General features: G+C 56.3%; 17 protein-coding genes. 14 read left to right on the top strand and 3 right to left on the bottom strand.

Annotated elements, in window-relative coordinates; genetic code table 11:
* Positions 1 to 2,097 carry a transporter substrate-binding domain-containing protein gene (locus ACI7MX_RS01200; RefSeq protein WP_314491663.1) on the top strand — a complete coding sequence of 699 codons (2,097 nt, stop codon included), beginning with the start codon at positions 1 to 3 and terminating at the stop codon, positions 2,095 to 2,097.
* Positions 2,098 to 2,221: 124 nt separating this feature from the next.
* Positions 2,222 to 2,662 carry a response regulator gene (locus ACI7MX_RS01195; protein WP_314491665.1) on the top strand — a complete coding sequence of 147 codons (441 nt, stop codon included), beginning with the start codon at positions 2,222 to 2,224 and terminating at the stop codon, positions 2,660 to 2,662.
* 140 nt (positions 2,663 to 2,802) lie between these two features.
* Here the strand turns inward: ACI7MX_RS01195 and ACI7MX_RS01190 are convergent, their stop codons facing one another.
* Both ACI7MX_RS01190 and ACI7MX_RS01185 read right to left on the bottom strand, forming a co-directional pair.
* A complete protein-coding gene (locus ACI7MX_RS01190) occupies positions 2,803 to 3,687 on the bottom strand; it encodes a TIGR02285 family protein (RefSeq protein WP_314491667.1) in 885 nt (294 codons plus the stop codon).
* Positions 3,688 to 3,720: 33 nt separating this feature from the next.
* Positions 3,721 to 4,920, bottom strand: coding sequence for a CaiB/BaiF CoA-transferase family protein (locus tag ACI7MX_RS01185; RefSeq protein ID WP_314491669.1), 1,200 nt, complete (start codon positions 4,918 to 4,920; stop codon positions 3,721 to 3,723).
* A 168-nt stretch (positions 4,921 to 5,088) separates the two neighbouring features.
* On the opposite strand from ACI7MX_RS01185, the gene ACI7MX_RS01180 reads away from it, so the two are divergent.
* From ACI7MX_RS01180 to ACI7MX_RS01130, 11 genes are all read left to right on the top strand, one after another.
* Entirely contained in the window at positions 5,089 to 5,631 is a 543-nt protein-coding gene (locus tag ACI7MX_RS01180; protein WP_122782471.1) for a YaeQ family protein, read from the top strand.
* Between the two features lie 43 nt (positions 5,632 to 5,674).
* Positions 5,675 to 7,384 (top strand): single-stranded-DNA-specific exonuclease RecJ, encoded by a 1,710-nt coding sequence (recJ, locus tag ACI7MX_RS01175; protein WP_405586138.1) that lies wholly within the window; start codon positions 5,675 to 5,677, stop codon positions 7,382 to 7,384.
* A gap of 1,038 nt (positions 7,385 to 8,422) precedes the next feature.
* Entirely contained in the window at positions 8,423 to 9,529 is a 1,107-nt protein-coding gene (locus tag ACI7MX_RS01170; protein ID WP_405586141.1) for an NADH:flavin oxidoreductase/NADH oxidase, read from the top strand.
* A gap of 43 nt (positions 9,530 to 9,572) precedes the next feature.
* Positions 9,573 to 10,337: a tellurite resistance TerB family protein gene (locus ACI7MX_RS01165; RefSeq protein WP_405586144.1), complete on the top strand. Its 765-nt coding sequence runs from the start codon at positions 9,573 to 9,575 to the stop codon at positions 10,335 to 10,337.
* Between the two features lie 1,026 nt (positions 10,338 to 11,363).
* Positions 11,364 to 12,986, top strand: coding sequence for a methyl-accepting chemotaxis protein (locus ACI7MX_RS01160; RefSeq protein ID WP_314486318.1), 1,623 nt, complete (start codon positions 11,364 to 11,366; stop codon positions 12,984 to 12,986).
* Positions 12,986 to 13,501, top strand: coding sequence for a chemotaxis protein CheW (locus ACI7MX_RS01155; protein WP_405586147.1), 516 nt, complete (start codon positions 12,986 to 12,988; stop codon positions 13,499 to 13,501). Before ACI7MX_RS01160 ends, ACI7MX_RS01155 begins: the two co-directional genes overlap by 1 nt.
* The gene (locus tag ACI7MX_RS01150) at positions 13,498 to 14,766 is read left to right on the top strand and encodes a CheR family methyltransferase (RefSeq protein ID WP_405586150.1); all 1,269 of its coding nucleotides are present in this window, start codon (positions 13,498 to 13,500) and stop codon (positions 14,764 to 14,766) included. Before ACI7MX_RS01155 ends, ACI7MX_RS01150 begins: the two co-directional genes overlap by 4 nt.
* On the top strand, positions 14,763 to 15,449 hold the full coding sequence (locus ACI7MX_RS01145; RefSeq protein ID WP_314486312.1) for a chemotaxis protein CheW: 687 nt from the start codon (positions 14,763 to 14,765) through the stop codon (positions 15,447 to 15,449). The genes ACI7MX_RS01150 and ACI7MX_RS01145 overlap by 4 nt, the downstream gene beginning before the upstream one ends.
* Positions 15,446 to 17,737 (top strand): hybrid sensor histidine kinase/response regulator, encoded by a 2,292-nt coding sequence (locus ACI7MX_RS01140; RefSeq protein ID WP_405586154.1) that lies wholly within the window; start codon positions 15,446 to 15,448, stop codon positions 17,735 to 17,737. Before ACI7MX_RS01145 ends, ACI7MX_RS01140 begins: the two co-directional genes overlap by 4 nt.
* The gene (locus tag ACI7MX_RS01135) at positions 17,734 to 18,744 is read left to right on the top strand and encodes a chemotaxis response regulator protein-glutamate methylesterase (RefSeq protein ID WP_405586157.1); all 1,011 of its coding nucleotides are present in this window, start codon (positions 17,734 to 17,736) and stop codon (positions 18,742 to 18,744) included. The genes ACI7MX_RS01140 and ACI7MX_RS01135 overlap by 4 nt, the downstream gene beginning before the upstream one ends.
* A gap of 50 nt (positions 18,745 to 18,794) precedes the next feature.
* The gene (locus ACI7MX_RS01130) at positions 18,795 to 19,796 is read left to right on the top strand and encodes a diguanylate cyclase (protein WP_405586505.1); all 1,002 of its coding nucleotides are present in this window, start codon (positions 18,795 to 18,797) and stop codon (positions 19,794 to 19,796) included.
* Positions 19,797 to 19,908: 112 nt separating this feature from the next.
* Here the strand turns inward: ACI7MX_RS01130 and ACI7MX_RS01125 are convergent, their stop codons facing one another.
* The gene (locus ACI7MX_RS01125) at positions 19,909 to 20,271 is read right to left on the bottom strand and encodes a DUF3077 domain-containing protein (RefSeq protein WP_314486305.1); all 363 of its coding nucleotides are present in this window, start codon (positions 20,269 to 20,271) and stop codon (positions 19,909 to 19,911) included.
* Positions 20,272 to 20,819: 548 nt separating this feature from the next.
* On the opposite strand from ACI7MX_RS01125, the gene prfB reads away from it, so the two are divergent.
* Positions 20,820 to 21,915 (top strand): peptide chain release factor 2 gene (gene prfB / locus ACI7MX_RS01120; protein WP_122782459.1). Its coding sequence is split into 2 segments (ribosomal slippage): positions 20,820 to 20,891 and positions 20,893 to 21,915, totalling 1,095 coding nucleotides; the frame shifts between segments, so codons are not numbered across the junction.
* Positions 21,916 to 21,969 lie beyond the last annotated feature (54 nt).

Raw genomic sequence — 21,969 nt, 5'->3', positions numbered from 1 at the left:
ATGTCACGATCTTGTCGCGAGCTGAAGGAATGGTTTCTGAGCGTGTTATTCATCACGCTGGCATCGCTTGGCGCCGTTGCCCATGCTGCGCAAGCATTGCCTCTGCACTTGCCACAAAGCTTTATTTCCCCCAAATCCTTGACCTTTAGTCGCGACCAACAGCAATGGCTGGAGCAACGGGGCCCTCTGCGCGTGGGTGTCTACGCGGGTGACTATGCGCCGCTGGACATTACCGGTGAGCGCAATCGCTATCAGGGCATCAGTGCCGACTATTTAGGCCTCATTCGAGATACGCTCGGGGTCACAGTGAGTGTGTCTGGCTTCAGCAAGCGTGAGCAGGCTGTTGCTGCTTTGCTCTCGGGCAAGATCGATCTGTTAACCAGTGCCAGTGGCTACGAGCGCGGACTCGAAGGGCTGATTTTCTCAGCGGACTATATGGCCGATCGGTCTGTCGTTGTGGGGCGAGGAAGTGACGAGAGTGGCACGGATAACCGGGACCTTAAAAAAATAGGGTTTCTGCAGGGCCAGGTCGACAGTCTGGTTGCCCATGCGTTTTACCCTAAAAGCCAGATTATCCTCATGCCCGATATAAACAGTGCGCTGGAAGCCTTGGCAGAAGGTGAAGTTGATGCATTTATCGGTAATGAGGTGGTCGTACGGTCTTTCAAAACCTTAAGGCCAAACTCGGGGTTACGCATTTTAGGAGAGAGTAATCTGCCCGCATCGGGCTTTGCCTTTGCTACCCGACGTGAAGATGTGCAATTGCTCAGTCTGATTGATGGTGTCTTGAGTAGCCTGGATACCGGCTTGACGCAAGTGATCCACGCGCGCTGGACCACCGGACTGGGTGGGGGCATTGGTCAGAAGCAGATCAAACTGTCATCCAGAGAGCGTGACTGGATCAAACAAAACCCGGTGGTCACCGTCGCTTCTCAGCAATACCCGCTGTATACGTTCAAAACCGGGGATGAGCGCTGGGTGGGTTTGAGTCAGGACATTCTCTCTCGCATCTCGCGCATGACCGGTCTGGCGTTTGTGCACCGTGAGAGTTTTTCTACAGCACAAACCCTGGAGCTGCTTCAAAGCGGCCAGGCGCATATGAACACGACGTTGACCGAGAGTGTTGAGCGCAAAGCCTTCTTGAACTTTACGTACTCTTTTGGCGGTGCGCCTTGGGTCTTTGTGGTGCGCATCAATGACTCCCGACTGGGTTCCTTGTCTCAATTAGCAGGTCAGGTACTGGTGCTGCCAGCGCGTCATGCGTTAGTGCCGATGATCCGTGAGGAGCACCCGCAAATAAAATTAAAGCTGGTTGAAAACTATGCCCAGGCTCGCCATCTGGTTGAGCGGGGCGACGCTGTCGCCACGATTCAGAATGAAACACAGGCTTATCTTTATCCGCCCGGGCGCCTGAAAGTAGGCCGAAGTGTTGAGGGGCGATGGTCCGCTGACAATTTTGCTGTCTCGGTCCGGCACCCGGAGTTGCGCGACATACTCAACAAGGGGCTTGAAGCTTTGCCTATGGCTGAAGTACGTGCTTTGCGCGTCAAGTGGCTAGGTGGGGTTGGTATTGCGCCGGTCATTGTGACCCATGATGGGGCATCACCCTGGGTGGTTTGGCTGTCGGCTGCGGGGATCACGTCAGGCGTCATCTGTGCTTTTTGGTATTGGCATCTTATCAAGCAGCTGCGATTCATCCGTTTGGCCTTTCATCGTGTGCAAGAACGTCAGGCGTCACAACAACGGTATTTCGATGCCGTGCCCAATCCGATTGTTATAAGAGGGCTGAAGGGCGAAATCATTGCTTGTAATCGTGCCTACGGTGAGTGTTTTGCGACCCGCGATGAACTCATGAGTGGGCAACGGATTACCGAAGTGGACATGTTCAGCGCCGAAGTGGGCGAGCATTTTCACACCGAAGTAATGCAAGTGCTTGAGAGTCGAAAACCGCTGTACGAAAAGCGTCGCATAACATTCAAAAAACACAGTGTGGATATATACCGCTGGATCGTCCCTGTTTATTCGGACTCTGGCCAATTAGAAGGTGCCGTGGGAGGGTGGTTCGATATTTCGGGGCATAAAGCGTGGGATCAATAGCTCTTCTTATCTTATTGTTGAAAAGTCCTACCGAAATTTAGGAATTATCCTATGTAGGTTTTCGTTCAACCTCTCTAGAGTCATTTTCCCGCGCCAAGTACGCGTTATGTTCCAAAGGCCCGTGATGCGTTCTCTTAAAGTGTTGATACTGGAAGACAACCCTTTTCAACTGATGGTGCTGCACCAAATGTTGAATGCCTTTCATATTTTTGATGTGCTGGCTGCTGAAGACATCGAGTCTGCCCGTGGTTCTATTGCCAAGCGCGGGATCATTGACGTGGCTATCTGTGATCTCTATCTGGACGGGGCCAGCGGCTTGGAGTTGATTCGCGAAATGGCCATCAATCATGAGGCGCGCGCTTTGATTATTCTTAGCTGTGCCGCGCCTGAAGTTATGGAGCGTGCGGTTAATACGGCGCGCGAGGAAGGACTCAGGGTATTGGGCTGTTTGTCCAAACCCGTGACCGTCAGTCACTTGGGACGCTTGTTGGCCTCGTACAATCAGTCAGGCATAGCGGAGGAGGCTGAGGGTACAAATTGTTTAGGTATCACCGGGAACCTTTAATGACGACGGCTTGTCAGATTTTGCATCAACAGGATCATGCATATTGCTCCGATGCTTGAAGCCTGTTGAGCAGGTCATCAGACCCTGTTAAGCCCCGAGTTGTCTCCCCACTGCTCGGGGCTTTTTTTGCGCTTTTTTTGTCAATGCTCTATGGACGGGTCTGTCACGACGTGGCCCGGTTCCTGATATTCCTCGGTTTGACCCGGGGCAGACCATTGCGCTGTTGAGGTGTTCAGGACGTTATCACCCAAATTGGCCAATACGGCGTTAATCGTTTGAATGGCTTCGCGGCCCTGCGCAGTGTCCGAGCAACCGATGTAGACCATTTGAAAGGTCGGAGCGCCGTGTATCGGATAAAAAATCAGCGCATCCTTTGGCAGTCCGACTTGACTGGCTTTTGACAGGATTTCCGGCCAGTACCCCAGAACGGCCTGCACCCGTCCGGCGCTTTGCATCTGCAACAAACTACCCAGTGGATCGCTGCCGTAATGGACAAAGAGTTGCTGCAACGGGCCATGTGACACTTGCTCATCGATCCATTCGCCATAACTGCGCTGGGCGATCACCCCCAGTTTTACTGTCTTGGCATTGAGCATGGCCAGCAGGTCTAATTGGTGGTCGTGGACAAAAGGCTCCAGCAGTGGCCGTTGCTCGCGCCGGATGGCGAGGCCGTTGCTGTGCAGACCGATAATGGGGGTGGAGTACGTTATCGATTGGGCGCGAGCCGCGCTCCATATCAACGTGGGGTCGCAGGCCAACGGTTGTTCTTTGAGCATCTGAATGGCACGTGCCTTGTTCACCCGCAAAATAACGTGTTGATAGTTCGGCATGCTGGCGATCAGCACAGGCATCAGCTGATCAATCAAGCCTTGCCCTTTTTTCGGCCCATCAAACACCGTGAGGGGCGCAAGGTCGCGCAGTAGCCAGATGAGTTTCTCTGTGCCCCGACTTTCGGGCGCGCAGATAAGCAGTGCCGGCATGATAAGCCCCGCCCACAGGCCAGGCCGATTCCAGGTCTTAGCCATTTGCTGTTTCCTTCAAGCCAATCAACATGCTGCTTAAATAGCGCCTGTGAGCTTCAGGTGAGCGATGGCGCAGGGGTCATAGCCTAAACTGCTCAGGACTTCGTGATTATGAGCGCCCAACTCGGGGCCAACCCATTCTGCAGAGCCAGGGGTGTCGGACAGCTTTGGTACGATGCCGGGCATTTTGAACGCTTTGCCGTCAGGTAATTTGGCCTGTAAAAACATTTCCCGGGCTAAAAACTGCGGGTCACTGAACATATCTTCGGCTGAAAAGATCCGGCTGGCAGGTACTTGGGCTGCATTCAATTGCTCAAGTACGCGCTCCAGCGACTGGCTGGCTACCCAGCGATCAATGACTCCGTAAAGTTCGTCACGGCGCTCGTCGCGACCATCATTGCTGATTAACTGAGGGTCATTGGCCAGATCCTCACGTCCGATGATGAGCATGAAACGCTTGAAGATGGCGTCGCCATTGGCACCAATCTGGACGTGTTTTCCATCCTGGCTCGTATGAATCGAGGAGGGAGTGATTCCCGGCATGATGTTGCCGGTGCGTTCCCGGATAAATCCGAACACGTCGAACTCAGGCACCATGCTTTCCATCATGGCAAAAATGGCTTCATACAGCGCCACGTCTACCACCTGGCCTTGTCCGCCATTGACCTCACGATGACGCAAGGCCATCAGCGCGCCAATCACTCCCCACAGCGCCGCAATCGAATCGCCGATAGAGATACCTGTACGCACGGGTGGCCGATCTTCAAACCCGGTGATGTAGCGCAATCCGCCCATTGACTCGCCTACGGCGCCAAAGCCCGGTTGATCTTTCATCGGGCCGGTCTGGCCGAAACCGGAAAGCCGCACCATCACCAGTTTTGGGTTTAAAGCATGCAGCACGTCCCAACCCAGGCCGAGTTTCTCCAGTACCCCGGGGCGAAAGTTTTCGATCAGAATGTCGGCGTCTGCCAGCAAGGCTTTGAGAATACTCAGGCCCTCGGGGTGTTTGAGATTCAGGGTCAGGGACTTTTTGTTGCGGGCCTGAACAAACCACCAGAGAGAGGTGCCCTCATACAATTTGCGCCATTTGCGCAGCGGGTCGCCTCCATCCGGGGATTCAACCTTAATCACCTGAGCACCGAACTCAGCGCAGATCCGCGACGCAAAAGGTCCTGCAATCAGAGTGCCCAGTTCAATGACTTTGACGCCTGAAAGCGGGTGGGTGGCGATTGACATTAGGGATCCTTGTCCGTGGAGGCGAGTACAGAGTTTTAACATAGGTCACCGTACAAATCCTGCTGAGGGTCTGGTTGGCACTGTGCGCCGCCTTTCACAGGATATGTTCGGCGCAGGGCAGCGTATCGGTTAGACTTGCCGCCTTTCTCTGTATCAAGAAGCCCGTTCATGGCCCAGCCGTCCACGACCTACAAGTTTGAACTCAATCTCACCGATCTCGACCGTAATGTGTATGAAAGCGTAAAGCAGACCATTGCCCGTCACCCTTCGGAAACGGAAGAGCGCATGACCGTGCGCCTTCTGGCCTATGCCCTGTGGTACAACGAACAGCTGTCTTTTGGCCGTGGTCTCTCGGATGTAGACGAACCAGCACTCTGGGAAAAAAGTCTGGATGACCGGGTTCTTCACTGGATCGAAGTCGGCCAGCCCGATGCCGACCGCCTGACCTGGTGTTCGCGTCGCACTGAACGCACTAGCCTGCTGGCCTATGGCAGCTTGCGTGTCTGGGAAGGCAAGGTCATTCCTGCCATCAAAAACCTGAAAAACGTCAACATCGCTGCCGTGCCGCAAGAGATTCTTGAGGTGCTGGCCAAAGATATGCCCCGTGTTATCAAGTGGGACGTGATGATCAGTGAAGGCACGATTTTCGTGACCGATGATCGTGGTCAGCACGAAGTGCAATTGCAATGGCTGCAAGGCGACCGCGGTTAAGCAACCCCCCTTTTATTACATCAACGAGTAACGTCACCCGCTTATGCGTATCGAACCCCGTCCACTGCCTGAAACCCTGCCTTTTTTAGGCGAAATGCCGACTTTATTGACGCGCCTGTACGCGGCACGGGGGGTGCAGTCGCAAGCTGAGCTGGACAAGAGCCTGGCGCGGTTGATCCCGTACCAGCAGCTCAAGGGTATCGACGCTGCGGTGGACTTGCTGGTGGTGGCACTCGAGCAGCGCCAGCGGATTCTTATCGTGGGCGACTTCGACGCCGATGGTGCTACGGCCAGTACGGTTGGCATGCTTGGCTTGCGCTTGCTGGGCGCAGCCCATGTCGATTATCTGGTGCCGAACCGGTTTGAATACGGTTATGGCTTAACGCCAGAAATCGTTGAAGTGGCGCTGACTCGCAAGCCGCAGTTATTGATCACGGTGGACAACGGCATTTCCAGTGTCGAAGGTGTGGCGGCGGCGAAAAAAGCCGGTCTGAGTGTCTTGGTCACCGACCACCACTTGCCGGGTAATGAATTGCCGGCGGCGGATGCCATCGTCAATCCCAACCAGCCGGGTTGCGAGTTTGCGAGCAAGGCGCTGGCCGGGGTCGGGGTGATTTTCTATGTCCTGATTGCCTTGCGTGCACGTTTGAACAGCCTGGGTTGGTATCAAAACAGCAAGGCTCCCAACATTGCCGAGTTGCTTGATCTGGTCGCTTTGGGCAGCGTGGCCGACGTGGTGCCGCTGGACGCCAACAACCGAATTCTGGTGCATCAAGGGCTTGAGCGGATTCGCGCCGGGCGTGCGCGACCGGGGTTAAAGGCCATTCTGGAAGTCGCCAAGCGCGATCATTCGCGCATCACCTCCACAGACCTTGGCTTTATCCTTGGCCCTCGGCTCAATGCCGCTGGTCGGCTGGATGACATGAGTTTAGGCATTGAATGCCTGCTCACGGATGACGCTAATGCCGCGCGGGCCATGGCCGTGCAACTGGATGAAATGAACCAGGATCGCAAGTCCATCGAGCAAGGCATGCAGCGTGAAGCGCTGGCCCAGCTCAAGGAGCTGCCGGTCGACAGCCTGCCATTTGGTTTGTGCCTGTTTGATCCCGAATGGCACCAAGGGGTGATCGGTATTCTGGCTTCGCGCCTTAAAGAGCGCTATTTCCGTCCGACATTTGCGTTTGCCGATGCCGGAGACGGTTTGCTCAAAGGCTCGGGGCGTTCGGTGCCGGGGTTTCACATCCGTGATGCGTTGAGCGTGGTCGCAGCACAACATCCTGACTTGATCGCCAAATATGGTGGCCATGCCATGGCGGCGGGGTTGACCTTGCCAGCGGCGAACTTTGAGGTTTTCTCCCAGGCCTTCGACGAAGAGGTGCGCCGCCAGCTGAGCCAGGAAGACCTCACGGGCCGCTTGCTTTCAGATGGCAGCCTGGCCGTCGAAGAATTCCACCTTGAGCTGGCGCGTGCCCTGCGTAATGCCGGACCGTGGGGGCAGCACTTTCCAGAGCCGCTGTTTCACGGGGTGTTCCAGCTTGTGGAACAACGCATCGTGGGAGAGCGGCACTTGAAAGTCGTTCTCAAAACAGAATGTGGCAGCGTAAAGCTGGACGGTATCGCCTTCGGTATTGACCGTGAAGTGTGGCCCAACCCGACCATCCGCTGGGTTGAACTGGCGTACAAGCTCGATCTCAACGAGTTTCGCGGCAACGAAACCGTGCAACTGATGATTGCCCACATCAAACCCCGCTGACTAAACCGCTTTGGCGAACCGAGAGTTGCAGACGAAGAACGACGGCTGTGATCGTCGGCAAGGCCGCCGTAACACCTGACGCGCCGAAGTGTGTCTGTTTATGCATTCGCTTTGCGCTCGATCGCAGCCTTCGTCAGCGACGCAAGCATGACCGGCAGCGAGTTTTTGATCTAGCTTGTGATCTGCTTGTGATCTGCTTGTGATCTGCTTGTGATCTGCTTGTGATCTGCTTGTGATCTGCTTGTGATCTGCTTGTGATCTGGCTTTTGATCTTGATCTGCCGCCCCTTCGGGAGGCCGAGTGGAGGTTTCGCGGAGTGGGTCGACCGGCATGGATGCCGGGAGAGCCGTGTTGGGCCATGGATGGCCCGTCACGGCGTGCCCACGGAGCGGGACCGGAGTGAGGGAACCTGAGCGAAGCGAGGGCCGTACGCGGGGGCGGAAGCATTTTGGTTACTTTGCTGCTTTTGCAAAGTGACACGCCGTAAGGGCGTAACCATTACTTCAGCTAGACGCCAATAATGGATATGTACTCGAAGCTTTTAATTGGCCAGCGTACATATCCATTTGATGTATTAAACCTGTCTACGGGTTCCGCCCTTACGGCGGCTCACTTTTGTCAAACAGCCGAGTGTCGGACCACCACAAAAGTAAGCAAAAAGTCCTTGCCCTACCATACGGCCGAGCTCGCCTAGGCTGGCTCGGCGTCCTGCCTCGCCACCCCCATAACAGCACCTGCGTTCAGCCTCCTGTGATGGGCCTCAGTGTTGGTTTCACTAATTCGGTGGCGGCAGGGGGATTGTTTAAAAGCTGCAATCTATAAGCTAAAAGCTCCCCGCACCAGCAGCTGGTTGAGTTGTGAGGATCAAGCCGGTAACTACAGGTCGGTGCCCAGGGGGGGACTAACTGTTACTCCTCGCCTTGGGGAACCTGCCCGGCATCTCTCTTAATTTGAACCCCACCTCTTTCAGCGTTGTCGACTAGGCTTCTAGGTAATGCTTGATGCCTGGAGCCTGCCCACTGCAATGAGAGGTGACCCATGAGTCTGCTGCTCGAACCCTATACCCTGCGCCAACTGACCCTCATTAACCGTATTGCCGTTTCACCCATGTGCCAGTATTCCAGCGTAGATGGGCTGGCCAATGACTGGCATCTGGTTCACCTCGGCAGCCGTGCCGTGGGCGGGGCGGGCCTGATTTTTACCGAAGCGACCGCTGTCACCCCAGACGGGCGCATCACTGCCCAAGACCTTGGGTTGTGGCATGACGGTCAAATCGAACCGTTGCAGCGCATCACCCGGTTTATCCGGGCTCAAGGTGCCGTGGCGGGTATTCAGCTCGCCCATGCCGGGCGCAAGGCCAGCACTTATCGTCCCTGGCTGGGCAAGCATGGCAGCGTCAAGACGGAGGAGGGCGGATGGGTGCCTGTAGGCCCTTCCCCTATTGCTTTCGATCCTCGCCACACGGTGCCCACTCAGTTGGATGAATCGCAGATCAATGATCTCGTTCAGGCCTTTGCCGACGCTGCCAAGCGAGCGCTTGCGGCCGGATTTTCAGTGGTTGAAGTGCACGCGGCTCACGGTTATCTGCTGCACCAATTCTTGTCGCCATTGAGCAATCAACGGCGCGATCAATACGGCGGTTCCTTTGAAAACCGCATTCGTTTAGTGCTGCAAGTTACTGAAGCTGTGCGTGAAGTGTGGCCCGAAGAACTGCCCGTGTTCGTGCGGGTTTCGGCAACCGACTGGGTCGAGGACGGCTGGAACCCTGATGAAACCGTCGAGCTGGCGCGCCGCCTCAAAGGCCTGGGTGTTGACCTGATCGATGTCTCTTCGGGCGGTACCGCGGCCAATGCCGAGATTCCTGTCGGGCCTGGCTATCAGACCCGATTTGCCGAACGTGTGCGCAAAGAATCAGGCATTGCGACGGGCACAGTCGGCATGATCACCGAACCTGCACAGGCCGAGCATATTCTGCGTACCGGTCAGGCTGATTTGATTTTGCTGGCGCGTGAACTGCTACGTGACCCGTATTGGCCTTTGCACGCAGATGATGACCTTGGGGGACGACAGGCCATTTGGCCGGCCCAGTATCAGCGTGCGACCCATCGCGATCAGCCGATTCATGAGTCTGATTTGCGAGATTAAACACGTGCTGTTTCCCTTCACCCCCTCAAGCAAGAGGTTCCTCATGAACACCATTGGATTGCTCGAACAGCTACTCAAGTCCGGTCAGCAAATGATGCAGGACAAGACCGGCGCTCAAGGCAGCGCGGCAGGTTCTGCGGGTACAGGAGGCCTGGGGGGGCTGGGTGGTTTAGGCGATTTGCTGGGCGGAGCGGGTGGTGCTGGCCGTTCAGCAGGCGCTGGAGGATTAGGCGGTCTACTCTCAGGCGCCGGGGGCGGCGCGATGGTTGCCAGCGTTCTGGGCATGTTGCTGGGTCGCAAGGGCGGGAGTGGTCAGGCATTGACCTATGGCGGGTTGGCGGCCTTGGGCTCGCTGGCCTACAAGGCCTATACCAATTGGCAAGCCAACCAGGCTGCGGCCCCTCAGGCCGAGCCGCAAACCCTTGAGCGCCTGGTAGCACCGCAAGAAGTTGAAGAGCACACGTTGGCCATTCTCAAAGCCATGATTGCGGCCGCCAAGGCGGATGGCCAAGTCGATGAACGAGAGTATCAGTTGATTGTAGGTGAGCTGAACAAACAGACCGGCGACCGCGCCATCAAACAGTGGTTGGAGCAGGAGTTGAAATCGCCACTGGATGCCGCAAGCGTGGCAGCCTATGCGGCAACCCCGGGCATGGCGGCCGAAATGTACCTTGCCAGTGTGCTGGTCGTCGATGACGAACACCCTCAAGAGCGTGACTATCTGGACGAGTTGGCGGCGCACTTAAAGCTCGACCCGGATTTGCAGGTCGAGCTTGAGAAAGAGGTCAGACAATCTGCCGCCGCTTAAGGCAGTACCTGTAGTCGCTGAAGAGGATCGAGGCTGCGATCGGTTGCGAAACAAGCGTAAAACCCTCCCATGTGAGGTGTCGGATACATCACATGGCATGGGTTTACGACGGCCTCGCCTTCGATTGCAGCCTTCGTTCCTCGTCAGCATCTACAAGAGCGCAAGCGAGCTTTTGATCTGCTTTTGATCTGGCTTTTGATCTGGCTTTTGATCTGGCTTTTGATCTGGTTTTGATCTTGATCTGCCGCCCCTTCGGGAGGCCGAGTGGAGGTTTCGCGGAGTGGGTCGACCGGCATGGATGCCGGGAGAGCTGCGATCGGGCCATGGATGGCCCGTCGCAGCGTGCCCACGGAGCGGGACCGGAGTGAGGGACACCTGAGCGAAGCGAGGGCCGTACGCGGGGGCGGAAGCACTTTGGTTACTTTGCTGCTTTTGCAAAGTGACACGCCGTAAGGGCGTAACCATTACTTCAGCTAGACGCGAATAATGGATATGTACTCAAAGCTTTAAATTGGCCAGCGTACATATCCATTTGATGTATTGAACCTTTCTAGGGTTTCGCCCTTACGGCGAGGTACTTTTGTCAAACAGCCGAGTGTCGGACCATCCCAAAAGTACCCAAAAAGTCCTTGCCCTACCATACGGCCGAGCTCGCCTAGGCTCGCCCGGTGCCAGAACGAAGGCACTGTTATGGGGGCCCGCCGCGACGGGCCATCCTTGGCCCGATCGCGGCTGGCTCGGCGTCCTGCCTCGCCACCCCCATAACAGCACCTACGTTCAGCCTCCTGTGAGGGGCATTCGCGTCGACCCAAAAATCGCGTGGCTACAGCAAAGGCAAAGGCAACTCCTCACGTTGAGTGGCTGCGCGCTCGATTGCAGCCTTCGTTTCTCGTCAGCGTGTACGAGTAGGAAATTACATGTAGGTTTTTTTGCCAAACGCTGTGAGATTGGTCTCAGAGTTCATGCGAATCATAGAGTACCCTCGGCTATACTCCCCATCATTTGAATGGCCCCCGAGGATTGACTGTGAAGAACTGGACGTTGCGCCAACGCATTTTGGCAAGCTTTGCGGTGATCATTGCCATCATGTTGTTGATGGTTGTGGCGTCTTACTCACGCTTGTTATCAATCCAGACCAGCGAAGAAACGGTACGCGCTGATTCAATCCCCGGGGTCTACTACAGTTCGATGGTTCGCAGTGCCTGGGTGGACAGTTTTGTCCTCACCCTGCAATTGGTCGGCTCGTCCACTCAGCGTGATCTGACCAATGAAGATCGAAAGCTTTACGCCAGTTATGAAGAACGTTTGAATCGTGAGTTGGAAAACTATCGAGGCACCATCTTTGATAATCAGGATCGGGCCGAATTCGATGAATTTGAGCGGCTTCATCAGGTGTATGGCAAAACCTTGGCCCAAGTACTCCAGTTGTATGAAAACAAGGAGTTCGCCCAGGCAGAGGCCCTTGTCAGCGAACAGTTGGCACCGATATGGGCGAGTGGACGCAAACAGCTCAACACGCTGATTGACAGCAATCGGACATTGGCCACCGCCGCGACTGAAAACATCGCTCAAGCGGTGACTGCCGCCAAAGTCAGCATGCTGATTTCGTTGGCAATCGCTGTACTGGCGGCAGCGTTGTGCGGCTTCCTGTTGCTGCAAGCCATCATGTCGCCCATGAAACGCATCGTGTCGATTCTTGAAGTCATGCGCTCCGGTGATCTGAGCTCGCGTTTGAACCTGGAGCGTAAAGACGAATTCGGCGCCGTTGAAACCGGCTTCAATGACATGATGACCGAGCTGACTGCCTTGGTGTCGCAAGCCCAGCGCTCCTCGGTACAGGTCACGACGTCAGTCACCGAAATCGCGGCCACCTCCAAGCAGCAACAAGCCACCGCGACCGAAACGGCCGCCACCACCACTGAAATTGGCGCCACCTCACGGGAAATTGCCGCCACGTCCCGCGACCTGGTACGCACCATGACCGAAGTCACCTCAGCCGCCGATCAGGCTTCAATTTTGGCGGGCTCCGGGCAACAAGGTCTGGCCCGTATGGAAGAAACCATGCATTCGGTCATGGGGGCTGCTGATCTGGTCAACGCCAAGCTGGCGATTCTCAATGAGAAGGCCGGTAACATTAATCAGGTGGTGGTGACCATCGTCAAAGTAGCGGATCAGACCAACCTGCTGTCGCTTAACGCTGCCATCGAAGCGGAAAAAGCCGGCGAATACGGTCGTGGCTTCGCCGTAGTTGCGACCGAAGTTCGACGCTTGGCCGATCAGACCGCCGTGGCAACGTACGACATTGAACAAATGGTGCGTGAAATCCAGTCCGCCGTGTCTGCGGGGGTCATGGGCATGGACAAGTTTTCTGAAGAAGTACGCCGTGGCATGTACGAAGTAACACAAGTCGGCGAGCAATTATCGCAAATCATCCACCAGGTTCAGGCCTTGGCGCCGCGCGTGTTGATGGTCAATGAAGGCATGCAGGCCCAGGCAACTGGCGCTGAACAGATCAATCTTGCGTTGGTGCAATTAGGGGATGCCAGCAGCCAGACCGTCGATTCCTTGCGTCAGGCCAGCTTTGCGATCGACGAACTCAGTCAGGTCGCGGTGGGACTGCGCAGTGGCGTTTCGCGATTTAAAGTCTGATGAGCGAACCTCTTGCTAAACGCGCAGCGGGGGCAGCGTTAAAAAAACGTCTCTTTCTGGTGTTTTACATCGGCGACGAACGTTTTGCCCTACCGGCCACTGAGGTGGTGGAAGTGCTGCCGCGTTTGCCACTCAAGCCACTTGCTCACACGCCAGTTTGGGTCGCCGGGGTTTTTTCGCACCGTGGGCAGATGGTGCCGGTGATTGATATCAGTGCCATGACCTTCGGTCAGCACTCGGTGGCCCGAACCAGCACGCGGCTGGTACTGGTCAATCATCGGGGGCAGGTGCTCGGGCTTATGCTCGAACAGGCCAGCGATACGTTGCGCTGTGATCCGGCGGAGTTTCAACCGCATGGCGTGGATAACCATGACGCGCCCTATCTAGGCCCTGTGCGCAAAGATCAGCATGGCCTGATGCAATGGCTCAGTGTCGATGACTTGCTGAGTCCGGCCGAGTCTGCCTTGTTGTTTACCCGCGGCCCCGATGATGTCGGCGCGCAGGTGAGCGCATGAGCAGCGATCAACGATTTTTCGATTACCTCAAAAGGCGTATCGGTCTGGACGTAGCCTCCGTTGGTCCGGCCATTATCGAGCGCGCGGTGCGCCAACGGTGCACCGCGCTGAAAGTCGCCGATAACGACCTGTACTGGCAGCATTTGATCAGTTCTGAAGACGAGCAGCAGGCACTGATTGAATCCGTGATCGTGCCTGAAACCTGGTTTTTTCGTTACCCGGAATCCTTTGCCACACTGGGTCGACTGGCCACAAAACGTCTGGCAAAAATGGGTAGCCAACGCACCCTGCGTATTTTGAGTTTGCCGTGTTCGACGGGCGAAGAGCCGTACTCGATTGCCATGGCGTTGTTTGATGCCGGTTTATCGGCCCACCAGTTCAGTGTTCAGGCGCTGGATGTCAGCCCTCACTCTGTGCAAAAAGCGCAGCGTGCGCGGTACGGCAAAAATTCATTTCGAGGCCAGCTGACTGATTTTCGCGAGCGCCATTTCAGCGCTGACGAAGACAGTTACCTCGTGTCTGACCGCGTGTCTGATCAAGTCAGTTTTAACGTGGGTAACCTGCTGGATCCGGCGATTTTGGGCAGTCATGTCCCGTATGACTTCGTGTTCTGCCGCAACCTGCTGATTTATTTTGACCTCAAGACCCAGCAGCAGGCATTGGACGTGCTCAAGCGACTGACCCGAGATGATGGCGTTTTATTTATTGGTCCGGCAGAAGGCAGTTTGTTGGGGCGACTCGGGATGCGTTCAATTGGCGCGCCACAGTCGTTTGCTTTTTCTCACAACCTGGAACCTGAGCCTGCACCGTATCCCATGACGGCCGAGCCCAAACCCGCTGTGCGTCACGCGCGCCCTTTGGCTGCTGTGGTCCCTCGGCCATTTGTCTCGCGTTCCCCGGCTCCGGTTGAACCAGCCCCGCAGGCGAATGCTCAAGCGCTGAACACGCAGCTGGAGCACATCGCCACCTTGGCCAATGAAGGCAAAAGCACAGAGGCGCGCTTGGCCTGTGAGCAATTATTGAAACATCACGGCCCTCACGCACAGGCATTTTATTGGCTTGGCTTGCTCAGTGACGTCGAAGGGCAGGCCGCTCTAGCGCAAACGTTTTACCGCAAGGCGTTGTATCTGGAACCGCAGCATTTTGAGGCTTTGATGCATCTTGCCGCCTTATTGGAATCACGAGGCGATGCTGCCGGGGCCAAGCGTCTGCAAGAGCGTGCTGTGCGTCATGGGCGATCTGATCAGAGTGAGGGTAAACAATGAGCGCTGTATCAGCCCAGAGTTTGATCCACACCGACGCGCTGGCCATTGACGACTGCTGGAATCGCATCGGTATCTATGGCGATAAATCGTGTCCGGTGCTGCCAGAGCATATTCATTGCCGTAACTGTTCTGTCTATTCAGCTGCCGCAACGCGTTTACTGGATCGCTATTCTTTTGAGCAAGAGCACGTTGAGCAGTACGCCACGCGAGTCGATGAGCGCAAGGTCGCGACGCGATCAATGATGATCTTTCGCCTGGGCGAAGAGTGGTTAGGGCTGGCCACACGCTGTCTGGACGAAGTAGCGCCCATGCAACCGATTCATTCACTGCCGCACCAGCGTTCGCGTGCCCTGCAGGGCGTCGCCAACGTGCGAGGTGCGCTGGTGCCGTGCTTGTCGCTGATTGAACTGTTGGGCCTGGACCCTGCGCTGGCCGGTCCCACCTCGTTGCGGGTCATGCCGCGGATGCTGATTCTGGCCGCCCACGGCGGGCCTGTGGTGTTAACGGTGGATGAAGTGGATGGCATTCATAACATTGAAGAGCGCGTGCTCAGCACCGCCTCCGCATCGGGCGAACATGCCAGCGCAAAATACACCCGGGGTGTGTTGCAGTGGAAAACCCGCAGCCTGCGCTTACTGGATGAAGAGCAACTGCTTGGCGCCATTAGCCGGAGCCTGACATGACCCCCGAGCAAATGCGCGATGCCTCGTTGCTGGAATTGTTCAGCCTTGAGGCTGAGGCGCAGACTCAAGTGCTCAGTGCCGGGTTGCTGGCGCTTGAGCGCAACCCGACGCAGGCTGATCAACTGGAAGCCTGCATGCGTGCCGCGCACTCGCTCAAGGGCGCGGCGCGTATCGTCGGTGTCGATGCCGGCGTCAGCGTTTCTCATGTCATGGAAGATTGCCTGGTCAGCGCCCAGGAAGGCCGTTTATACCTGCAACCAGAACATATCGATGCCTTGTTGCAGGGCACTGATCTCTTGATGCGCATTGCCACTCCCGGCAGTGCCAATGCCGGCCCGCAGGAGGTTGAGGCCTATGTTGCGTTGATGAACCGACTGCTGGACCCCAACGCGATCACTGCACGGGTTAAGCCACCCGAGTTCGATGTGTCGCAGCTGTTGCTGGCGCCGACACCGGACACGCCTGCGGTGGTGGAGGGCGAACCTGCGCAGCCGCCTGAACCCGCGCCTGCCCAGCGTTCTCAACGCCTGACGGAAAGCGGTGAGCGCGTGCTACGCGTCACCGCGCAACGACTTAACAGCCTGCTCGATTTATCCAGCAAGTCATTGGTCGAAACCCAGCGGCTGAAAACCTGGCTGGTCAATTTGCAGCGCCTCAAGCGCATGCAAAGCAGCAGCCTGCGGGCGCTGGACACCCTGAGCGAACAGCTCAAGGTGGTGGGTCTGAGCCATGAAGCTGAAGAGGCTTTGATTGAAACGCGGCGCATACTGGCTGATTCACAGCAACTGCTCAGTGAGCAGGCCGCCGAGCTGGACGAATTTAGCTGGCAGGCGGGTCAGCGTGCGCAATTGCTCTACGACACTGCTTTGGCATGCCGTATGCGCCCGTTCGCCGATGTGCTGGTGGGGCAGGAGCGCATGGTTCGCGATTTGGGCCGTGCCTTGGGCAAGCAAATTCGTCTGGAAATAGAAGGCGAAAAAACCCAGGTTGATCGCGATGTGCTGGAAAAACTTGAAGCGCCTTTAACCCATCTACTGCGCAATGCCGCTGACCACGGCATCGAAACACCTGAGCAGCGCCTGTTGGCCGGTAAACCCGCAGAAGGTGTGATTCGCCTGCGTATTTCACATCAAGCGGGATTGTTGGTGCTGGACCTGAGTGACGACGGGGCGGGCGTCGACCTTGACCGTTTACGCCGCGCTATCGTTGCGCGTCAATTGTCGACCGCTGAAACCGTGGCGCAATTGAGCGAAGAAGAATTGCTCAGCTTTCTGTTTTTACCGGGTTTTAGCCTGCGCGACACCGTCACCGAAGTCTCGGGGCGAGGTGTCGGGCTTGATGCTGTCCAGCATATGGTGCGCTTGCTCAGGGGCGCCGTGGTGCTGGAGCAGACCTCGGTGCAGGGCAGCCGTTTTCACCTTGAAGTGCCGCTGACGCTGTCGGTGGTGCGCAGCCTGGTGGTTGAAGTGGCAGATGAAGCCTATGCCTTCCCGTTGGCGCATATCGAGCGCATGTGTGAGCTGCAGTCGGATGACATTGTTCAGCTCGAAGGCCGTCAACACTTCTGGTATGAAGGCCGGCATGTCGGGCTGGTTGCAGCCCGTCAATTGCTCCAGCGTCCAGCGGCACAAGGCGATGACGAAACCCTCAAGGTCGTGGTGATTCGCGAGCGCGATGCGGTCTATGGTGTGGCGGTCGACCGGTTTATCGGTGAGCGCACCCTGGTGGTATTGCCCCTCGATCATCGTCTGGGCAAGGTGCAGGACATTTCGGCCGGTGCATTGCTCGACGATGGCTCTGCGGTACTGATCGTGGATGTCGAAGACATGCTGCGTTCGGTAGACAAGTTGCTCAATACGGGACGTCTGGAGCGCATTGATCGACGTCATCGACAGGCTGCGGAGTTGACGCGCAAGCGCATTCTGGTGGTGGACGATTCGCTGACCGTACGCGAGTTGCAGCGCAAGCTGTTGATCAATCGAGGTTATGACGTGGCGGTGGCCGTGGACGGCATGGACGGATGGAACGCGTTGCGCGCCGAACACTTTGATCTGTTGATTACGGACATCGACATGCCGCGTATGGACGGGATCGAGCTGGTCACGTTGTTACGCCGTGATAATCGTCTGCAATCCATGCCGGTCATGGTGGTTTCTTATAAAGACCGTGAAGAAGACCGTCGGCGAGGCCTTGACGCAGGCGCCGACTATTATCTAGCCAAAGCCAGTTTCCATGACGATGCCCTGCTCGATGCAGTGGTTGAGCTCATTGGAGGAGCCCAGACATGAGAATCGCTATCGTCAACGACGTGCCCTTGGCCGTGGAAGCGTTACGTCGGGCGGTGGCCTTTGAACCGGCCCATGAAGTCGTCTGGGTTGCAAGTAATGGGGCGGAGGCCGTTCGGCTGTGTGCTGAGGACATTCCGGATTTGATCTTGATGGACCTGATCATGCCCGTCATGGACGGGGTTGAGGCCACGCGCCGGATCATGGCGCAAAGCCCATGCGCCATTGTGATTGTGACCATTGACCGGCAACAGAATGTGCATCGAGTCTTCGAAGCCATGGGCTATGGTGCGCTGGATGTGGTCGACACACCGGTGCTGGGTGGGAGTAATCCAAAAGAAGCGGCAGCACCCTTGCTGCGTAAAATCCTCAACATTGGCTGGTTGATCGGCCAAAGTGAAAAACGGGTCAAAACGGTGTCGACGCCCCCTCGCGTCTCTGGCACTTGCGCAAGGATAGTCGCCATCGGCTCGTCTGCCGGCGGCCCGGCGGCGCTCGAAAGCCTGCTTAAAGATTTACCCAAAGACTTTAACGCCGCCATCGTGCTGGTTCAGCATGTGGATCAAGTGTTTGCTGCCGGAATGGCTGAATGGTTGGGCTCTTCGTGCGGGCTCATTGTGCGTTTGGCGCGCGATGGTGAAACCCCGCAGCAGGGTGTTGTGCTGCTGGCCGGTACTAACCACCACATCCGGCTATTGAAGAACGGAACATTGGCGTACACCGCAGAGCCGGTTAACGAAATTTATCGACCCTCGATCGACGTGTTTTTTGAAAGCGTTGCCCAGTATTGGAATGGCGAGGCGGTGGGCGTGTTATTGACCGGCATGGGACGTGACGGGGCACAAGGACTCAAGCTCATGCGCCAGCAAGGTTTCCTCACGATCGCTCAGGATCAGCAAAGCAGCTCTGTGTATGGCATGCCCAAAGCAGCGGCTGCCATTGATGCTGCGGTAGAAATTCGCCCATTGGGCACCATTGCGTCACGCCTGCAGGAGGTGTTTGGCAAATGACTGACAAAACTCGGCAGGACGGGCTGGAGAGTAGTAATTCAGGTGAGCGCATGAGTGATTTACAGATGGACGACGTTAAAACTGACGAAAATTTCGCGATGGTGTTGCTGGTGGACGATCAGGCGATGATCGGTGAGGCCGTGCGTCGTGGGCTGGCACTTGAGCAAAATATCGATTTTCACTTCTGCTCTGACCCTCACCAGGCGATTGCACAAGCCATCAGGATCAAACCGACTGTTATCTTGCAGGATCTGGTCATGCCGGGACTGGACGGGCTGACGCTGGTGCGCGAATACCGCAACCACCCGGCCACGCAGAACATACCGATTATCGTGCTCTCAACCAAGGAAGACCCGCTGATCAAAAGTGCGGCCTTTGCGGCTGGAGCCAACGATTATTTAGTAAAACTGCCCGACAACATCGAATTAGTGGCGCGTATTCGCTATCACTCGCGCTCTTACATGACCCTGTTACAGCGTGATGCGGCTTACCGCGCGCTGCGCGTCAGCCAGCAACAACTGCTGGACACGAATCTGGTCCTGCAACGATTGATGAACTCCGATGGCCTGACCGGGCTGTCCAACCGTCGGCATTTTGATGAGTACCTGGAGCTGGAGTGGCGCCGCGCCATGCGCGAGCAAACGCAGATGTCGTTATTGATGATAGATGTCGACTACTTCAAGTCATTTAACGACACGTTTGGCCATCTGGAAGGCGATGAGGCGCTGCGTAAAGTCGCGTCTGCGATCCGTGAAGCCAGTTGTCGCCCTTCGGACCTGCCGGCCCGTTATGGCGGGGAGGAGTTTGCCATCGTACTGCCCAACACCTCTCAAGGCGGCGCTCGGTTGGTCGCTGAAAAACTGCGTCAGTCTGTAGAGTCGTTGAAAATCCAGCATATCTCCCCGATCGAAGGCAGCTACCTGACCATCAGCATTGGTTTATCGACCTTGATCCCACATCAGGGAAGCCGTTGTCGTGAGCTGATTTCGGCTGCGGACAAAGGGCTGTATCTGGCCAAGAAAAACGGACGTAATCGGGTAGGGCTTGAGTAACGACACACCTGCAACGCCATTCGTCAGCATTGCAGAGTCCCGAAGGCTGCGGTCTATTGAACTTGAAAAGCAAAAGATCGCAGCCTCTGGCAGCGCCTACCCAGCAGCCTCTTTAAACAGTCGACGCCCCGTCCAGCAACGAATCCACCACCGCACGGGCCATTTCGACCGAGTGCACCATTGACCAGATCAATCCGCGTTCCACGCCGCTGCCCAATTCAGTGATTTCGTCACTGGTCTGCTCGGCGCACAACAGCAACAGCGACACATGCATCAAGGCGTCGTGAGCACTGATTCCTGCACGCAGGCTGAACATGGGTTGTAACGTCGAATCGACAGGGCCAAAGGCGCGCTGACGTGTGTTGGGCAGGGTTGAATCAAGTTGGGGGGAAGAGGCGTTAAGGGCTGTGAGGATACGTTGTTGAGAGGCTTCCAGCGTTTTACTGCTTGTTCGGTCTGAATGTGTCTTTTTCATGTGCTAACTCCGTGGTCAATTAAGGAGCTGTCACATCCACTTCCACATGGACAGGTGGCAGCTGTACGCAGGTGTGGAAGACCGGCCACGGAAACCGGCACACCCGAAGGTGTCCTGCGCACAACCGCCATAACATCAGGCTTGCGGTCAATGCGCTCGTGTTATCGGACTTCCACATCCGTCCGTTGAAGATTCAACGAAGGGCGCAGACTAAACCCCGGTTTTGCCAAGGCGCAAGCGACTCACGAGCGGGGGCAATCTTCTAGGAAGTGTCCTGCATTGGGAAGAGGATATTGCTGACGGAATGCGTCAAAAAGCTATTGCCACGCAGCAGAACGTAGCCTCGCAACGTTCGGCGAATGCTATGGATTCAGCGTGTACTACGCCTCTATAGGTTCAAGCATGCTCGCGATCTTCTGAGCTTCACCGCATCGGTGAGGAACGCCAATCAAATCAACAGCCATCCCCCCGCCAAGCGGGCTGCTGATAAGCAACGTTTACGGTATACTCCCCGGCTTTGTAAAAATCGCCTACGAGTGCCGCCAGTCATGGAAATCAACCCGATCCTTAACAGCATCAAGGACCTGTCAGAGCGCTCCGAAACTATTCGGGGGTATCTTTGACTACGATCAAAAGCATGAGCGTCTGACCGAAGTCAATCGCGAGCTTGAAGATCCGAGTGTCTGGAACAACCCTTCGTATGCCCAGGAACTGGGGCGCGAGCGCTCCCTGCTGGCGCAAATCGTTGAAACCCTCGATGAGATGCACACCGGTCTGGCCGACGCCAAAGACCTGTTGCTGATGGCCGCCGAGGAAGAAGATCAGGCCGCTGTGGATGACGTTGCCGCTGAGGTGGAACGTCTGCGCGAAGCCCTTGAAAAACTCGAATTTCGCCGCATGTTCAGTGGTGAAATGGATGCCAACAACGCTTACCTGGACATCCAGGCGGGTTCCGGTGGCACCGAAGCGCAAGACTGGGCCAATATCCTGTTGCGGATGTATTTGCGCTGGGCCGACAAGCGCGGCTTCGATGCCACCATCATGGAATTGTCCGCCGGTGAAGTGGCCGGTATCAAAGGTGCGACCGTCCATATCAAAGGCGAATACGCGTTTGGTTGGTTGCGCACCGAGATTGGCGTCCATCGTCTGGTTCGTAAAAGCCCGTACGACTCGGGTAACCGTCGTCACACCTCGTTCTCGGCCGTGTTTGTTTCGCCGGAAATCGACGACAACATCGAAATCGACATCAACCCGTCTGACCTGCGGATCGACACCTATCGTTCCTCCGGTGCGGGTGGTCAGCACGTAAACACCACTGACTCGGCCGTGCGTATTACCCACGTTCCGACCAACACCGTGGTGAGCTGCCAGAACGAACGTTCGCAGCATGCAAACAAAGACACCGCCATGAAAATGTTGCGTGCGCGTCTTTATGAGCAAGAAGTGCAGAAGCGCAATGCGGCTTCTCAAGCACTGGAAGACACCAAAAGTGATATTGGCTGGGGGCATCAGATTCGCTCTTATGTTCTCGACGCCTCGCGCATCAAAGATTTGCGTACCAACATTGAGCGCAGCGATTGCGACAAGGTCCTCGATGGCGACATCGACGAGTACCTGGTAGCCAGCCTGAAACAAGGGCTGTAAGTCGCGCAACACCCTTCAAGTGCGCAGCTGACGCGATGCCCACAGGGCGCGCAG

Origin of the sequence: Pseudomonas sp. 2024-210 (assembly GCF_045062345.1) — a bacterium.
Taxonomy (GTDB): Bacteria; Pseudomonadota; Gammaproteobacteria; order Pseudomonadales; family Pseudomonadaceae; genus Aquipseudomonas.
The sequence above is the reverse complement of the archived record's forward strand: the minus strand, read 5'-3'. Positions and strand labels throughout refer to the sequence as shown.

Excerpts from the sequence above, each read along its gene's own strand:
- ACI7MX_RS01145 (WP_314486312.1), top strand. The coding sequence starts at position 14,763 with ATGAGCGCTGTATCAGCCCAGAGTTTGATCCACACCGACGCGCTGGCC.
- ACI7MX_RS01185 (WP_314491669.1), bottom strand. The coding sequence starts at position 4,920 with ATGTCAATCGCCACCCACCCGCTTTCAGGCGTCAAAGTCATTGAACTG.
- ACI7MX_RS01155 (WP_405586147.1), top strand. The coding sequence starts at position 12,986 with ATGAGCGAACCTCTTGCTAAACGCGCAGCGGGGGCAGCGTTAAAAAAA.
- ACI7MX_RS01125 (WP_314486305.1), bottom strand. The coding sequence starts at position 20,271 with ATGAAAAAGACACATTCAGACCGAACAAGCAGTAAAACGCTGGAAGCC.
- ACI7MX_RS01170 (WP_405586141.1), top strand. The coding sequence starts at position 8,423 with ATGAGTCTGCTGCTCGAACCCTATACCCTGCGCCAACTGACCCTCATT.
- ACI7MX_RS01195 (WP_314491665.1), top strand. The coding sequence starts at position 2,222 with ATGCGTTCTCTTAAAGTGTTGATACTGGAAGACAACCCTTTTCAACTG.
- ACI7MX_RS01180 (WP_122782471.1), top strand. The coding sequence starts at position 5,089 with ATGGCCCAGCCGTCCACGACCTACAAGTTTGAACTCAATCTCACCGAT.
- ACI7MX_RS01150 (WP_405586150.1), top strand. The coding sequence starts at position 13,498 with ATGAGCAGCGATCAACGATTTTTCGATTACCTCAAAAGGCGTATCGGT.
- ACI7MX_RS01165 (WP_405586144.1), top strand. The coding sequence starts at position 9,573 with ATGAACACCATTGGATTGCTCGAACAGCTACTCAAGTCCGGTCAGCAA.
- ACI7MX_RS01190 (WP_314491667.1), bottom strand. The coding sequence starts at position 3,687 with ATGGCTAAGACCTGGAATCGGCCTGGCCTGTGGGCGGGGCTTATCATG.
- ACI7MX_RS01200 (WP_314491663.1), top strand. The coding sequence starts at position 1 with ATGTCACGATCTTGTCGCGAGCTGAAGGAATGGTTTCTGAGCGTGTTA.
- ACI7MX_RS01140 (WP_405586154.1), top strand. The coding sequence starts at position 15,446 with ATGACCCCCGAGCAAATGCGCGATGCCTCGTTGCTGGAATTGTTCAGC.
- recJ (WP_405586138.1), top strand. The coding sequence starts at position 5,675 with ATGCGTATCGAACCCCGTCCACTGCCTGAAACCCTGCCTTTTTTAGGC.
- ACI7MX_RS01135 (WP_405586157.1), top strand. The coding sequence starts at position 17,734 with ATGAGAATCGCTATCGTCAACGACGTGCCCTTGGCCGTGGAAGCGTTA.
- ACI7MX_RS01130 (WP_405586505.1), top strand. The coding sequence starts at position 18,795 with ATGAGTGATTTACAGATGGACGACGTTAAAACTGACGAAAATTTCGCG.